Source organism: Micromonospora sp. WMMD734 (assembly GCF_049178975.1).
GTDB lineage: Bacteria > Actinomycetota > Actinomycetes > Mycobacteriales > Micromonosporaceae > Micromonospora > Micromonospora wenchangensis.
The window spans coordinates 6,195,049-6,209,308 of record NZ_JBMHMK010000001.1 but is presented as its reverse complement, the minus strand read 5'-3'; the positions used below and the strand labels follow the sequence as shown (position 1 = coordinate 6,209,308).

Sequence of the window (14,260 nt, the reverse complement as noted above, 5' to 3'; positions counted from 1 at the left end):
CCTCGAAGGGGGTACCGGTCGAGGGCAAGTATGCGCCGGGGGCAGGGAACCCGAACAAGGATGTGTGAAAACGTTCACCGACCGCCGGCACCGGGCGCCCCGGTGGCGGCCGGGGGCCCGGTGTGGCAACTCACCGCCGTCCGGCCAGGAACCCGGCGTCGACGAACTTGACGTTGCTGTCCGGGCGTACCCCGTCGTCCCCGTCCGGCGTCGTCGGGGTGTTGCGGCCGTCCTGCACCACCAGCAGCCCGCCGGGGAAGCCCGGCAGCGGCGTGGCCGTCACCGCCGCCCCGTCGCACTCCTGCGCGCCGTCGAACCGGCCGTCGACCACCGCGAACCGCCCGGTCGGCCGGTTGGTGACCCGGTCGTAGGTGAAGAACGTGTCGTCGCCCTGGCTGGACACGACGAGGGTGCCCGCGTACCGGCCGGTGCGCATGATCGTCAGGCCCTCCACGTCCTGGGCGATCCGCCCGCCGAAGCCCGGGTCGGCGGTGTGGTCGGTGACGCAGTCGTCGGCCGCCGGGTCGAAGACCGCCGGGACGCCGTACTCGCGGACCCGCTCCACCGACCGGGGGACGCCCACGAACCGGCCACCGACCAGTCGGGTCCGCCACAGGCCGACCTTCTCCTGCGCCAGGTACACCACGCCGGTGGCCGGGTCCACCACCGTCCCCTCCACCTGCGGGCCGTCCCCCGGGTCGGTGCACGGCGACCAGGCGGAGCCGTCCGGCAGGGTGAACGTCGACGGCAGCACCAGCCGCCCCACCGGCCGGTAGCTGACCCGCCCGGCCTGCTCCACCAGCCGGAACACCCCCACCTCAGGGGTGCTGCGCCGGCTCACCACCGCGTACGCGGCCCCGTCCCGGTCGGTGAACGTGCCCAACCCGTACGCGGTGCGCTGGGTGTTCACCTCCGCCTGGTCCCGGCTGAACGCGAACGGCGGCTGCGGCGCGGTCACGTCGACCAGCCGCCGCGACACCGGGTCGATCCGGTAGAACCGGAGCTGGTCCCGCCCCCGGTCGGTGACCACCGCCAGGTCGACCGGCCGGTCCGCCAACCGGAAGCCGCTGACCAGGTCGACGTTGTTGAACCGGCCCGCCTCGTCGTCCGGACCGGGGGCCGGCGGGGTGGCCATCGCCTGCCGCTCCCGGGCCCTCAGGTCGTACACCCGCAGGCCGCCGTTCTTGGCGGTGACGATCACCAGGCTGCCGGCCCGGTCGGTCGGGTGCACCCAGATCGCCGGATCGTCGGCGTCGGCGTCGCCACCGGCGGCGTCGTCGAACAGGGCGGGGGTCTCGGCCACCGCCCGGACCGCACGCGGCGCGTCGTGGCGGGCGGGCGCGGCGGCGGCACCGGTGGTCGTCACCAGCAGCGGTACGACCGCCAGCGCGGGGATCACGATTCGTCTCATGCCCGCAGACCGTAGGGTCGGCACGGTGACGGACCCTGAACACGGGATGAACGCGATTCGCTGGCGGGACGCCATGGACGCCGCCCTCTACGGGCCGCACGGCTTCTTCGTCTCCGGGTCCGGCCCGGCCGACCACTTCCGGACCAGCGTGCACGCCTCCCCGGCGTTCGCGGCGGCGGTGTTCCGGCTCGTGTCCCGCCTCGACGCCGCCCTCGGCTTCCCCACCCCGTTCGACGTGGTGGACGTCGGTGCCGGCCGGGGTGAGCTGCTGCGCGCCCTGGCCGCCCTCGCCCACGGCTCGGCGGGGCCCGACGCGGCTACGACGCCGCTGTCTGACCGCCTGCGCCTCACGGCCGTGGAACTGGCCCCCCGCCCGACGGACCTGCCGCCCGCCATCGCCTGGACGACCGAGCCCCCGGGGGCAATCACCGGCCTGCTGACCGCCACCGAATGGCTGGACAACGTCCCCCTGGACGTGGCCGTCCCCACCGTCACCGGCTGGCGCTACCACCTGGTGGACCCGAGCACCGGCGAGGAAACCCCAGGCCCCCCACTGACCCCCGAGGACCTCACCTGGCTGACCACCTGGCACCCCACCCCACCCCAAACCCCCACCCCACCCCAAACCCCCACCCCACCCCCCGCACCCCCACCCCCCGCGACCGCCCCGGTGATCAAGAGGTTTGCGTCAGCTTCGGGCCCTTCCGTTGACGCAAACCTCTTGATCACCGGGCCCGGAGCGGGGGTGGAGGCGGAGCGGGCCTGGGTGGGGCGGGTGGAGGTGGGCAGCGGGCGGGATCTCGCCTGGGGTGGAGTGGTCGGGCGGGTGCGGCGGGGGGTGGCATTGGCCGTGGACTACGGGCACCTGCGCGAGCGGCGGCCGATGGGCGGAACGTTGACCGGATACCGGAACGGACGGCAGGTCCCCCCGGTGCCGGACGGGTCGTGCGACATCACCGCGCACGTCGCCGTGGACTCCGTCGCCGCCGCCGGCGCGCGGGTCGCCGGGTGTGCGTACACGTTGCTGTCGCAGCGGGAGGCGTTGCGGGCGCTCGGGGCCGACGGCGGCCGACCGGCGCTGAGCCTGGCCGGCACCGACCCGGCCGGCTACGTGCGGGCCCTCGCCGCCGCCTCGGCGGTGGCCGAGCTGACCGACCCGGCCGGGCTCGGCGGGCACTGGTGGCTGCTCCAGCCGGTCGGCGTCGCCGTCGATGCGCTCATGGCACGATGACCGACATGACCACGGACACCGGTGAACTGCGCGAGCTGACCGTCGGCACCGGGGCCGGCGGGGAACAGCTCGGCACCGACATGGTGCTCAACATCGGCCCGCAGCACCCCTCCACGCACGGCGTGCTGCGCCTCAAACTGGTGCTCGACGGGGAACGGGTAGTCGCCGCCGAACCGATCGTCGGATACATGCACCGGGGCGCGGAGAAACTGTTCGAGGTGCGCGACTACCGGCAGATCATCGTGCTGGCCAACCGGCACGACTGGCTGTCGGCGTTCTCCAACGAGCTGGGCGTGGTGCTCGCCGTCGAACGGCTGATGGGCATGGAGGTCCCCGAGCGGGCCACCTGGCTGCGGATGGCGCTGGCCGAGCTGAACCGGGTGCTCAACCACCTGATGTTCCTCGGCTCCTACCCGCTGGAGATCGGCGCGATCACCCCGGTCTTCTACGCGTTCCGGGAACGGGAGACCATCCAGGCGGTCATGGAGGAGGTCTCCGGCGGCCGGATCCACTACATGTTCAACCGGGTCGGCGGGCTCAAGGAGGAGGTCCCCGCCGGCTGGACCGGACGGGCCCGCGCCGCCATCGGCGAGGTCCGCCGCCGGATGCCCGACCTCGACAACCTGATCCGGCGCAACGAGATCTTCCTGGCCCGCACCGTCGGGGTGGGGGTGCTGTCGGCCGCCGACGCCGCCGCGTTCGGGGCGTCCGGGCCGGTCGCCCGCGCCTCCGGGCTCGACCTCGACCTGCGCCGCGACGACCCCTACCTGGCGTACGACCAGCTCGACGTGCCGGTGGTCACCCGGACCGCCGGGGACTGCCACGCCCGCTTCGAGGTGCTCCTCGACCAGGTGTACGCCTCCCTCGACCTCGCCGAGCAGTGCCTGGACCGGGTCGACCGGCTCACCGGCCCGGTGAACACCCGACTGCCCAAGGTGGTCAAGGCCCCCGAGGGGCACACCTACGCCTGGACGGAGAACCCGCTCGGGATCAACGGCTACTACCTGGTGTCGCGGGGCGAGAAGACCCCGTGGCGGCTCAAGCTGCGCACCGCGTCGTACGCCAACGTGCAGGCGCTGGCCACCCTGCTCCCCGGCTGCCTGGTGCCCGACCTGATCGCCATTCTCGGCTCGATGTTCTTCGTGGTCGGCGACATCGACAAGTGAACCGCCACTGACCCTGCCGTCGGCGGTGCACCCCGGCGGTCAGCGCCAGTGGCCGCCCGCGCGGGGGACGTCGTCCTGCGGCGGGTAGCCGTACCGCTGCCCGCCCGCCCACTGCTGGTGCTCGCGCGGCTCGGGCTCGGGCTCGGGGTCGCGCCACGACACCACCGGCTCCCGGTCCCGCCACTGCTCGGCGCGCTGCCCCTCCCACCGCCTGTCGTCGGCACGCGCCGGCCACTCACGAGCGGGCTGCGGCTCGGCGCGGGCCGGCCACTGCCCGTCCGGCCGGTCCGGTGCCGGTGGGGTCACGTGGTCAGGCCACTGTTCGGCCGGCCGGTGGCTGCGCGCCGGCTCCCGCCACTGCTGCGGCACCGGCACCCCGCCGGCCGGCAGCGCGGGACGGTCGGCCTGCTCCGGCCGAGCACCACCCCACCGGTCGCCGGTGGGTTCCGTCCCGTCCCGGTACGGCTCCTCCTGCCGCACCGAGGCCCACCGGTCCGAGTAGTGGTAGCCGCCGTCGGCGCGCGCCTCCGCACGGCGCTCCCCGACCCGTACCTCCCGGGCCCGTCCCTCGTCGCGCACGTCGGCCCAGCGGTCACCGGCCCGCGCCGCACGGGCCGGCGGATCGGCCCGGTCCTGCGCCCGGCGGTCACCGGCGCGCGACTCGGTACGGCCCTCCGCCCAGTCGGACCGGCCACCCGCCGACCAGGCACCCGCCTCCCCGCCAGCCGCCGACCACTCCGGCCGGACCGGCTCGGGCCGGTCGTCGCCCGGGGTCGACCACCCGGGGCCGGGAGCGGCCGGCGGCGACCAGCCGGTGCCGGCGGCGCTCGGCCAGGCCCGGTCGTCAGGGGATGCCTGACGGGTCGCCCGGGAACGGTCCTCCGGTCGGGCCGACCAGCCCCGGCCGGTCGGCTCGGCCGGCGTCGACCAGGAACGCTCCGGCTCCCCACCGGCCCAGGACGACTCGTCCCCGCCCGAGGCCCACCGGCCGGCGTACCCGCCGCCGTAGCCGCCGGCCGGGTCGGGGCCGTCGACGACGGTGTGCCGGGTGGTCACGTGCACGGTCTCGGTGTGCCGCACCACCCCGAGCGGACGGGACGTCGACTCGGCGGCGGGCACCCCGCCGCGCGGCTCCCGGGTGGCCGCCCCGTACACCCCGGCCTGCCCGGTCGGACGCTCCGGGGCGTAGCGGCGGCCGGTCGGTTCGGCGGCCTCCCGATCGGCCGGGACCCGCCCCCGACCCGCCGCGACCGGCGCGGAACTCTCCGGGTGTTCCCAGTCCGACAGGGGCTCCTCGACGGCGGCCCGTCGCCGGCCCACCGGGGCCTCCGGTGCCGGCTCGGCGGCCGGGACCCGGGCCCGGCCCGCACCGGCGACGGAATCCTCGGCGGGCGGGGCGGCGACGGCGGCAGCCAGCTCGGCCGCCGTGTCCAACCGGCGACGCAACGCGGTGACCTGCTCCTCGGCCCGCTGCGACTGGTCCAGCGCCTGGTTGCCGCGCTGGGCGGCGGCCACGATCTCGCTGCGCAGCTCGCGGCGGAGCTGCTCCAACTCGTCGAGCACCGTCTCGTCGGACGACCGGACACCGCCGTCGGCACGCAACGCGATGGACAGGCCGATCAGCACCACGGCGGTGATGGCCAGCACCGCGGCGAGGCGCAGCGGGCCGTTGCCGTCGGCGAACAGCAGGATCAGCGCGGCGATCGGCGCGAACGCCACCCCGATCCAGAACAGTACGGTCAGTAGTTGCGGCCTGCGCTTCTCGGAGACGACCGGGGAGGGCATGGCTGTGCAGCCTACCGAGATGTAGGCGGAGTGGGAACGGTCCCAGGGCAGAATTGCCCCGATCTCAGCCGGTACGGTCGGCGCGACCGGATCACTGCGGACCGGCATCCCGCCTGGTCAGCGGGGCACGAACAGCCCGTTGCGGGGCAGGCCCGGTCGCGGTCGGGACCAGCCGACCGCGACCGGGATCACGCTCAGCTGGTGGCGAGCGCGCCGTCGGACGAGAAGACCAGTCCGACGCTGGCGGTGCCGGTCTTCAGGGCGTTCTTGGTCTGCGGGCCGCCGGCGTCCAGCGAGCTGAACGAACCGGCCTTGAAATCGTAGACCTCCACCAGACCGGCCTGGCACTTCGGCCGCTGCGGGCACTCCGGCGGGCCGGCCAGCACGGTGTCCTTGCCGGAGCACTTGGCCGCCAGGTCGGAGATGGTCTTCAGGGCGTACTTGTCGGCGAACGCCTTGGTGACGGCGAAGGCGTTCTGGTCCTGCGCCGAGGACGGGGTGCCGAACGTGATGCCCGCCTTGTCACCCTCGGACTTCAACGCGCTGACCGTCTTGTCCAGCTCCGGCGAAGAGACCGGGGTGGCGTCCTTGCCGTTGGCCTTGGTGTTGAGGAACTCGGCCATGGTCGCCGCGTACTCGGGGACGACCTGGATCTCGCCCTTCTCCAGGCTCGGCTCGTACAGCTCGCGGTTGCCGATCTGCTGCACCTTGACCTGGTAACCGGCTGCGGTCAGGGCGATGTTGTACAGCTCGGCCAGGGTCTGGCTCTCGGAGAAGTTGCCCGCGCCGACGACGATCTGCCCGCCCGGGCCCTTGGCGATGCCGGTGGTCAGCCCGTTGGCCGAGGCGAACTCCTCGGCCGCCGCCTTCGGCGTCTTGCGGTCCACGTCGACCGCCTTGTTGAGGGCGATCAGCTTCGGCGTGTCCAGCGCGGCGGAGACCTTGTCCAGCGCGGCGAGCAGCTGCGGGTTGGCCACCTTGGCGTTGACCGCCGGAATGATGTTGTCGGTGTTCTGGAGCTTCTTGTCGTCGTCGAGAACGACGAGCTGGTCACCGGCGACCGGGGCGCAGCCCGCACCGCTGGCGCCCTGCTCCGGGGCGTCGGTGCCGGACGAACCGGCGTCCCCACACCCGGTCAACAGACCCGCCAGGGTCAGGGCGCCCACCGCGCCCACCGCCAGCCGTGTCCGTACGCGCATCGTGCCCGCCTTCCGTGTCCCGGCGCGACCCGGAGTGGGCCGGCCGCGTATCCGACGGGCGACGGCCGCCGCCCGCGGGTTCAGCCAATATCCTTCCGGGCCGACCGACAAACCCTGAGCCAGTTTCGTCATGTGATCGTCACGGAACGGGATCAGTTCCCCGCCGTGGCGTCCGCCGCCCGTCGGTTCGCCGCCCGCCGGGTACGCCGCAGCGGTCGCGGGGTCACCGCCCGCTCGACCAGCGCCAGCACCCCCTCCGCCGCCAACGCCAACCCCGCCACCAGCACCCCGCCGGCGATGATCTGCCCGCCACCGGCCGCGATGTCCAGCCCGAAACCGGCCCGGATGATCTGGCCCAGCCCGCCGCCGTTGACGAACGAGGCCAACGCCGCCGTCGCCACCACCTGCACGGCGGCCGTCCGGAACCCGGCGGCCAGGTACGGCACCGCCAGCGGCAACTCCACCCGGCGCAACACCTGCCACCCGGACAACCCCATCCCGCGCGCCGCGTCCCGGGCCTCCGGGTCGGCCTGCCGCACCCCGGTGTACGCGTTCGCCAGCAGCGGCGGCACCGCGAACACGGCCAGCGCCACCACCACCGCCGGTCGCCCGAAGCCGAGGAAGGTCAGCGGCAGGATGGTGAGCAGCGCCAGGGTAGGGATGGACAGGGTCAGGTTGGAGATCAGCACGACCGCGCCGCCGCCGCGCCCGGAGTGCCCCAGCCAGAGGCCGACCGGCCAGGCCACCAGGCAGCCCAGCAGCACCGCCGCGGCGGACATGCTCAGGTGCTCCCCGATCCGGTCCAGCACCCCACCGGGGTTGGTCCAGTTGAGCGGGTCGTTGAGCCAGACCACCGCCTGCTGCACCGGGTTCACCGGGTCTGCCTTTCGCTCGTGACTGCGGGGCTCACCGGATCGGCCCCCTGGTCGTGACTGCGGGGCTCCACCGCGCCGCGCTCATCGGGGGCGGCTCCGCAGCCAGGGGGTGAGCAGGCGGCCCACGCCCGCCAGGATCAGGTCCAGCACCAGGGCGAGCAGGACGCAGAGCAGGGTGCCGGTCATGATCTGGGCCTTGTAGAAGTTGTTCTGGAAGCCGGCGAAGATCAGCTGCCCCAGGCCACCCCGGCCGATCACCACCCCGACGGTGACCAGCGCGACGGTGGAGACCGTGGCGAGGCGTACCCCGGTGAGGATGCCGGGCAGGGCCAGCGGCAGGTCGATCCGGAACAGCCGGGCCCACCGGCCGTACCCCATGCCCTCGGCGGCGTCACGCACCTCGGGGGGCACCTGGTTCAGCCCGGCCACCGCGTTGCGGACGATCACCAGCAGCGCGTACAGCACCACCACCGTCAGCACGGTCACCGCCCCGATGCCCAGGTAGGGGGCGATGAACGCGAACAGGGCCAGGGAGGGGATCGTGTAGAGCACGCCGGTCAGTGCGAGAATCGGCCCGGCGAGACGCCCGTACCAGTAGGCCACCACCGCCAGCGGCAGGGCGACCAGGGCGGCGAGCAGCACCGCCCGGCCGGTCAGCGAGGCGTGCTCGCGCAGCGCGGCGAGAATGGTGTCAGAGTTGTCCCGCACGTACTGCCAGGAGAACCACGGATTACCCGGCTCGGCCCGGTAACTCAGGTGGAAGGACACACGTGGACGTTACCCCCGGGGGCACCGGCGACGCAGGACACGGCGCCGCCTCGATCACGCTCGACGGCATCCGCAAGCGGTACCCGGACGGCACCGACGCCGTCCGCGAGCTGAGCCTGGAGGTGCCGGCCGGCGAACTCGTGGTGCTGATCGGCCCGTCCGGCTGCGGCAAGTCGACGGTGCTGCGGATGGTGAACCGGCTGATCGAGCCGACCGGCGGCCGGATCCTGCTCGGCGACGAGGACATCACCCGGGTCGACCCGGTGAAACTGCGCCGACGGATCGGCTACGTCATCCAGAACGTCGGCCTGTTCCCGCACCAGACGGTCGCCACCAACGTCGGCACCGTACCCCGGCTGCTCGGCTGGTCGAAGGAGCGGATCCGGCAGCGCAGCGGCGAACTGCTGGAGCTGGTCGGGTTGGACCCGGCCCAGTTCGGACGCCGCTACCCGCACGAACTGTCCGGCGGTCAGCGGCAGCGGGTCGGGGTGGCCCGCGCGCTGGCCGCCGACCCGGTGGTGCTGCTGATGGACGAGCCGTTCTCCGCCGTCGACCCGATCGTGCGGACCCGGTTGCAGGAGGAGTTCCTCCGGCTCCAGGCCGAGGTCCGCAAGACCATCGTGCTGGTCACCCACGACCTCGACGAGGCCGTCCGGCTCGGCGACCGGATCGCGGTGCTCTCCGAGGGCGGCCGACTGGAGCAGTACGACACCCCGGCGGCGCTGCTCGGCACCCCCGCCTCGCCGTTCGTGCGGGAGTTCGTCGGCGCGGACCGGGGCATCCGTCGGCTCGCGGTCACCCCGGTCACCCGCGAGGTGCTCGACGGGGAGGCCACCGACGCCACCCTGCCGGAACTACCGCTGGGCCGCTCGGCGTACGACGCGCTGGCCGCGATGCTGACCGCCGGCACCGACACGGTCGTGGTCACCGCCGACGGCCGGCCGGCCGGCACGCTCAGCCGGGCCCGGGTGCTCGACCTCGGGCAGCCCGACAGCTAGCCACCCGGCGGGTCAGGCCCGGCCGCCCAGGCTGGCCAGCCCGATGATCCAGCCGGCAAAGAAGCCGTAGCCGGCCCCGGTGCCGGTGGTCTCGAAGGCCGCCAGCAGCGGGCCGTCCGCGGTGAGCAGCGCCGCCAGCAGGGTCGCTGCCGCCGCCGCCAGGGTGTACGCGGCCCAACCGGAGAAGAACTGGCTGGCCGACCCGGGCACCCGGGCCACCTGACCCGCCGGCAGCAGGTAGAGCAGGCCCGCGGCGAACAGCAGCAGCAGGATGGCCCGCAGGTCGGTGGCGAGCACCCCGTGCTCCGGATCGGTCGACCCGACCCGCCAGGCGGGCCAGGCGAGCAGCCGCAGGTACCAGCCCCCGGCGGAGTTCGGATCGGTGTGGGCCTCGGCCCAGCCGACGTACCAGGGGCTGCCACAGACGACGACGAGGATCAGCGCGGCGAGGCTGCCGGTGCCGGCGGCGGTGCCGTACCCCTGCACGGTGCGGGGGCGTTGGGTGAGGGCCATGCGGCGGGAAGTTCCCGACCCGCCACGGCCGGCAAACCTCTCCCGCCAGCCGGCGGGCCGGCCGCTCAGTGCTTCATCAGGTAGTCGATGAACGCCGCCCGCAGCAGTGGCGCCGACTCCTCGTAGCCGTGCCCGGTCAGCTCCCGCCACAGCGCCGCCGCCTCGTCGATGGTCGGCCCCACCGAGTTGGGTGCCCCGTCGAGCGCGGCGGCCTCGTCGGCGTTGGGCAGGTGCCGCAGCACCGACCAGAAGAACCCGACGTCCCGCCGTTCCCGGGCCCGCGCGAAGGCCCGCTCGCGCAGCTCCTCGGTGGAGAGGGCGTCGAGCTGGTCGAAGGTGTGGCCGGTGCCGGCGGAAGGAGTCTCGGTCATGCCCGCGAGCCTAACCGGCGAGATCGTCGGCGGCCCGTCGTCCACGCCCGGTAGCCGACCCCACCGGGCCGGGGCGCTCACCGCTCGCCGGCGTCCCAGCGGGGTGGCGCGCTCTGCCAGCGGGGGGCCTCCCACGGGTCGGGCGGGGTGTCGTCGGTCGTCCGCTCCGGCAGGGCCGGGGTCCAGTTGCGCTCCTGCCCGCCCGGGGGCATCGACCAACCGGAGCTGATCGCCCCGTCCCGCACCGGCGGCAGCTCCACCGGTTCACCCGGGACGGTGCGGGGCCGACCGTACGTCTCGACCAGCCGGGTGACCAGCAGCCCACCGGCCAGTGCCGTCCCGCCGACTGCCCACCTGTCGGTCGGCGCACCGGCACCGTCCGCCCAGGCCAGGTAGGTCACCACCAGGCCGACCGCGAGGAGGGCGCCGAAGATCCCACCCCGCCTGCCGTACGCGCTGGTGCCGCCGAACATGGACACGCCGACCGCGAGCACCGTCCAGTCCAGTCCCGACGTCGGCGTCACCGGGCCCTCCGCGTTGGCGGCGACGAGCACCCCGGCGAGCATCGCCAGCACGGTGGAGGCGATCAGCCCGGCCGAGGTCACCAGAGCGGCGGCCATGCCGCGTCGGCGGGCCGGGTCGGCCACCGGCCGGAACCGGCCGACCAGCCGGCGTACGGTCCGGATCGCGCCGAACGCGCCGAGCAGCACGACCACCCCGGCCAACCCGGCGAACAGGTAGTAGGCGTTGCGCCGGGGATCGTAGTCGGCCTGCACCGCCACCGGCAGGTCCCGCCGTTCGATCCAGACGATCACCCCGGCGGCGGCGGCGAGGCTGGCCGCCCAGCCGGGCACGTGCAGCACCACCACCGCCCAGGCCAGGGCCAGCCCGCCCAGAGCGGCGACGACCAGGGCCGGGACGACCGCGGCGGACACCCCCCGGTCACCCTGCTCGGCGAAGTGCAACGCGGCGGCCAGCGCGACCGGGCCGATCGCCAGATTCACCGCGGCGGTCCGCAGGCTCAGCCCGGCGGCGAGGACGAGCAGGCCGAGCGCGACCGCGTCGACGAGCAGCCGCCGCAGGCCGGCACCACGCAGCGCGTCCGGGTCGTCCCGCCATAGCAGGTAGGCCAACGCGGCGAGGGCGAGCAGCAGCACCAGCTCCCAGACCACGTGCACGCCGAGCCGGTCCCGGCCGGGTTCCCCCTGCTCCGGGTCGTCGAGGACGTTCTCGGGTACGGTCGCGGGCACCTCTGCCGACGCGGTCCGGCCCGGGTCGTCGTACACCATGCGGCGCGCCTCCCAGGTGACCGGCCGTCACCGGTGACGGCTGACTGTGTTCCGGTCGCCAGGCACCGTACCCGCGCGCCGGGGGCGGGCGTAACCCCTGTCAGCGCCGCCCGGGTCGGTCCGCCGGGTCGTCAGCGTCGTCGTCGGACTCGGGGACCCGGCAGGAGCGTTCGAGCCAGAGCGCGGCGGCGACCAGGGCCAGCGAGGCCAGGGCACCCGCCCCGGCCGCCGGCCGGTCCTCGATGGCGGCGTTGGTCGGCTCGACGAAGAGCCAGCCGGTCAGCCCGATGTAGAAGCCGAGGAAGATCGACCCGGCCAGCGCGGACGCCTTGGCCAGCACCACGAACCGGGCGACCAGCAGCGGATTGACCGGCTCCCGGCCGGGCTTGCGCTCGATCCGCCCCCGGGTGTTGACCGCCGCGTACGCCTCCAGCACGGCCAGCCCGGCCAGGGTGACCACCGGCAGCCAGGGCAGCCGGGGGATGCCGCTGTAGTAGAAGCTGCTGATCAGCAACCAGGCCACGGCGGCGGCGGCGAGCACGGCGACCAACAGGGTCGAGAACCGGGTGGGGCCCATCCTCGACCCGTCGGGCTCCCGGTCACGGGGCGGTCGGGACGGCGTCATACCGGCCGGCTCCACTGGTTCATGTGTCCGACTCTAACGAAAGATCGGGGCGGGGGGTCAGTTCGAGGGCGTCCCCGGCGACCGGTTCGGCGTTGAGCAGGTCGGTGAGCCAGCCGTGCCCGGCCAGCCGCCCGTGCGGGTCGATGTCGATCCACGGGCGGAGCACGAAGGCGCGCTGGTGGGCGCGGGGGTGCGGCAGGGTCAGCGCGGGGTCGTCGCTGAGCACCGGCCGGCCGCCGTCGTCCCAGACGGCGACGACGTCCACGTCGAGGGTGCGCGGCCCGTACCGGCGGGCCGGGTCGCGGACCCGGCCGGCGGCGGTCTCGGCGGCGTGCGCCCGCGCCAGCCAGTCGTCGGGGGTCGCCGCCGGGTCGGCGACCATGACCGCCGCGTTCAGGTACGCCGGCTGGTCGGCGTCGCCCCACGGGGGTGTCTCGTAGACGCCGGAGACCACCAGCACCGCGTCACCGAGACCGGCGACCGCGGCCCGCAGGTGGTCGATCCGGTCGCCGAGGTTGCTGCCGATCGACAGCACCGCCCGGGTCACCGGGTACGCCGCATCGTCACGGCCACGTCGGTGAACGTGTGCGGGATCGGGGCCTCGGGCTTGTGGACGGTGACGGTGGCGGCGGTGACCAGCGGCTCGGCCAGGCAGACCGCGAGCAGCCGGTCGGCCAGCGTCTCGATCAGGTTGACCGGCTCACCGGTGACCACCGCGACCAGCCGCTGCGCCAGCTCGCCGTAGTGCACGGTGTCGGTCACCTCGTCGGAGCGGGCGGCCGGGGCGAGGTCGAGTTCGAGTTCGGCGTCGACCACGAAGTCCTGGCCTTGGGCGCGTTCGAAGTCGTAGACGCCGTGCCGGCCCCGGGCCCGCAGTCCGGTCAGGACGATCCGGTCGGTCACGTTCCTCCCTCCGTCCGGCCGGTGGGGGCCGGGTCGTTGCCGGTGGTGGCGAGCCGGGGGCGGCCGGTGGCCGACCAGACGGCGAGCGCGTCGGTGGTGCCCCGGACGTCGTGCACGCGTACCCCCCAGGCACCGGCGGCGACGGCGAGCACGCTGGTGGCGATGGTGGCGGCGGCCCGGCCGTCGGTGTCCCGGGGGGTGCCGTCGGGGGTGGCGAGCAGGTGGCCCAGGTAGGACTTGCGGCTGGCTCCGAAGAGCAGCGGCAGCCCGAGGTCGAGCAGTTCGGGCAGGCGGGCGCTGAGTTCCCAGTTGTGCGCGGCGGTCTTGGCGAAGCCGAGCCCGGGGTCGATCACCAGCCGGTCGGCGGCCACCCCGGCGGCCAGCGCGTCGTCGACCCGTTGGGCCAGTTCGGCCCGGACGTCGGTGACCACGTCGGTGTAGCTGGCCAGCTCGCGCATCCCCCGGGAGTGTCCCCGCCAGTGCATGAGCACCCAGGGGCAGCCGGCGTCGCGGACCACCCGGGCCATGTCGGGGTCGGCCAACCCGCCGGAGACGTCGTTGACCACGGCGGCCCCGGCGACGACGGCCGCCTCGGCGACCGGGGCGCGGGTGGTGTCGATGCTGACCGGCACCCCGGCGGCGGCGAGTTCGCGGATCACCGGCAGCACCCGGGACGCCTCGGTGCGGGGGTCGACCCGGTCGGCACCCGGGCGGGTGGACTCGCCTCCGACGTCGACCAGGTGCGCGCCCTCGCGGTGCAGTCGCACACCGTGTGCGACGGCGGCGTCGAGGTCGGCGTACCGGCCACCGTCGGAGAAGGAGTCGGGCGTGACGTTGAGGACGCCCATCACCACCGGGGCCTGCGCCCGTACCAGATCGGTCACGACTAGACGGTACCGGTCGCATCGGGCCGCTCCGGGCACCCCCACCGACCCCTCCACGGCCACCCTGACGTGCCTGTTGGAACAGGTGTACGATCGGTCTTCCGGGTCGAATCGGGTCGACTCTTCGCGGCTTGTCGCAAAGGAGGGCGGCCCGTACGCTGTGGAATTGCCCAGCATCAAGAGATGGCGAAGCCTGGAGGGAGGGCCGAAGCGGGAAAATCCCCCCAAATCTCGCCACTCTC

At 74.4% G+C, this 14,260-nt stretch carries 15 protein-coding genes; 3 read left to right on the top strand and 12 right to left on the bottom strand.

From position 1 onward, the window contains the following. Positions 1-130: 130 nt before the first annotated feature. Positions 131-1,411 (bottom strand): phytase, encoded by a 1,281-nt coding sequence (locus tag ACN267_RS26925; RefSeq protein WP_421489941.1) that lies wholly within the window; start codon positions 1,409-1,411, stop codon positions 131-133. Between the two features lie 46 nt (positions 1,412-1,457). Here ACN267_RS26925 and ACN267_RS26920 point away from each other — a divergent pair, with 46 nt between their 5' ends. Together ACN267_RS26920 and ACN267_RS26915 are read left to right on the top strand one after the other, a co-directional pair. After that, positions 1,458-2,642 (top strand): SAM-dependent methyltransferase, encoded by a 1,185-nt coding sequence (locus ACN267_RS26920; protein WP_421490509.1) that lies wholly within the window; start codon positions 1,458-1,460, stop codon positions 2,640-2,642. Beyond that, positions 2,639-3,808: an NADH-quinone oxidoreductase subunit D gene (locus ACN267_RS26915; protein ID WP_421489940.1), complete on the top strand. Its 1,170-nt coding sequence runs from the start codon at positions 2,639-2,641 to the stop codon at positions 3,806-3,808. The genes ACN267_RS26920 and ACN267_RS26915 overlap by 4 nt, the downstream gene beginning before the upstream one ends. Before the next feature lie 39 nt (positions 3,809-3,847). Here ACN267_RS26915 and ACN267_RS26910 read toward each other — a convergent pair whose 3' ends face one another. From ACN267_RS26910 to ACN267_RS26895, 4 genes are all read right to left on the bottom strand, one after another. Continuing rightward, positions 3,848-5,593: a hypothetical protein gene (locus tag ACN267_RS26910; RefSeq protein WP_421489939.1), complete on the bottom strand. Its 1,746-nt coding sequence runs from the start codon at positions 5,591-5,593 to the stop codon at positions 3,848-3,850. A 194-nt stretch (positions 5,594-5,787) separates the two neighbouring features. Further along, entirely contained in the window at positions 5,788-6,792 is a 1,005-nt protein-coding gene (locus tag ACN267_RS26905) for a glycine betaine ABC transporter substrate-binding protein (RefSeq protein WP_204957462.1), read from the bottom strand. Between the two features lie 152 nt (positions 6,793-6,944). Continuing rightward, positions 6,945-7,667, bottom strand: a complete 723-nt coding sequence (locus tag ACN267_RS26900) for an ABC transporter permease (RefSeq protein WP_204957461.1) — start codon at positions 7,665-7,667, stop codon at positions 6,945-6,947. An 81-nt stretch (positions 7,668-7,748) separates the two neighbouring features. Then, positions 7,749-8,435 (bottom strand): ABC transporter permease, encoded by a 687-nt coding sequence (locus ACN267_RS26895; RefSeq protein WP_204957460.1) that lies wholly within the window; start codon positions 8,433-8,435, stop codon positions 7,749-7,751. 2 nt (positions 8,436-8,437) lie between these two features. On the opposite strand from ACN267_RS26895, the gene ACN267_RS26890 reads away from it, so the two are divergent. Further along, the gene (locus ACN267_RS26890; protein ID WP_421489938.1) at positions 8,438-9,433 is read left to right on the top strand and encodes an ABC transporter ATP-binding protein; all 996 of its coding nucleotides are present in this window, start codon (positions 8,438-8,440) and stop codon (positions 9,431-9,433) included. Between the two features lie 12 nt (positions 9,434-9,445). Here the strand turns inward: ACN267_RS26890 and ACN267_RS26885 are convergent, their stop codons facing one another. From ACN267_RS26885 to folP, 7 genes are all read right to left on the bottom strand, one after another. After that, positions 9,446-9,946, bottom strand: coding sequence for a hypothetical protein (locus tag ACN267_RS26885; protein ID WP_204957458.1), 501 nt, complete (start codon positions 9,944-9,946; stop codon positions 9,446-9,448). Positions 9,947-10,011: 65 nt separating this feature from the next. Next, a complete protein-coding gene (locus ACN267_RS26880) occupies positions 10,012-10,317 on the bottom strand; it encodes a hypothetical protein (protein ID WP_088643875.1) in 306 nt (101 codons plus the stop codon). A gap of 77 nt (positions 10,318-10,394) precedes the next feature. Further along, positions 10,395-11,606, bottom strand: coding sequence for an ABC transporter permease (locus ACN267_RS26875; RefSeq protein ID WP_421489937.1), 1,212 nt, complete (start codon positions 11,604-11,606; stop codon positions 10,395-10,397). A 100-nt stretch (positions 11,607-11,706) separates the two neighbouring features. Beyond that, complete coding sequence (locus tag ACN267_RS26870) at positions 11,707-12,231, bottom strand: DUF3180 domain-containing protein (protein ID WP_281902317.1); 525 nt, start codon at positions 12,229-12,231, stop codon at positions 11,707-11,709. A gap of 19 nt (positions 12,232-12,250) precedes the next feature. Continuing rightward, entirely contained in the window at positions 12,251-12,778 is a 528-nt protein-coding gene (gene folK / locus ACN267_RS26865; RefSeq protein ID WP_204957455.1) for a 2-amino-4-hydroxy-6-hydroxymethyldihydropteridine diphosphokinase, read from the bottom strand. Further along, on the bottom strand, positions 12,775-13,134 hold the full coding sequence (gene folB, locus ACN267_RS26860) for a dihydroneopterin aldolase (RefSeq protein ID WP_204957454.1): 360 nt from the start codon (positions 13,132-13,134) through the stop codon (positions 12,775-12,777). The genes folK and folB overlap by 4 nt, the downstream gene beginning before the upstream one ends. Further along, on the bottom strand, positions 13,131-14,018 hold the full coding sequence (gene folP / locus ACN267_RS26855; RefSeq protein ID WP_204957453.1) for a dihydropteroate synthase: 888 nt from the start codon (positions 14,016-14,018) through the stop codon (positions 13,131-13,133). Before folP ends, folB begins: the two co-directional genes overlap by 4 nt. Positions 14,019-14,260: the final 242 nt, after the last annotated feature.

Coding starts and splice junctions, on each gene's coding strand:
- ACN267_RS26875 (WP_421489937.1), bottom strand. CDS start 11,606: ATGGTGTACGACGACCCGGGCCGGACCGCGTCGGCAGAGGTGCCCGCG.
- ACN267_RS26915 (WP_421489940.1), top strand. CDS start 2,639: ATGACCGACATGACCACGGACACCGGTGAACTGCGCGAGCTGACCGTC.
- ACN267_RS26920 (WP_421490509.1), top strand. CDS start 1,458: ATGAACGCGATTCGCTGGCGGGACGCCATGGACGCCGCCCTCTACGGG.
- ACN267_RS26905 (WP_204957462.1), bottom strand. CDS start 6,792: ATGCGCGTACGGACACGGCTGGCGGTGGGCGCGGTGGGCGCCCTGACC.
- ACN267_RS26910 (WP_421489939.1), bottom strand. CDS start 5,593: ATGCCCTCCCCGGTCGTCTCCGAGAAGCGCAGGCCGCAACTACTGACC.
- ACN267_RS26885 (WP_204957458.1), bottom strand. CDS start 9,946: ATGGCCCTCACCCAACGCCCCCGCACCGTGCAGGGGTACGGCACCGCC.
- ACN267_RS26870 (WP_281902317.1), bottom strand. CDS start 12,231: ATGACGCCGTCCCGACCGCCCCGTGACCGGGAGCCCGACGGGTCGAGG.
- ACN267_RS26925 (WP_421489941.1), bottom strand. CDS start 1,411: ATGAGACGAATCGTGATCCCCGCGCTGGCGGTCGTACCGCTGCTGGTG.
- ACN267_RS26880 (WP_088643875.1), bottom strand. CDS start 10,317: ATGACCGAGACTCCTTCCGCCGGCACCGGCCACACCTTCGACCAGCTC.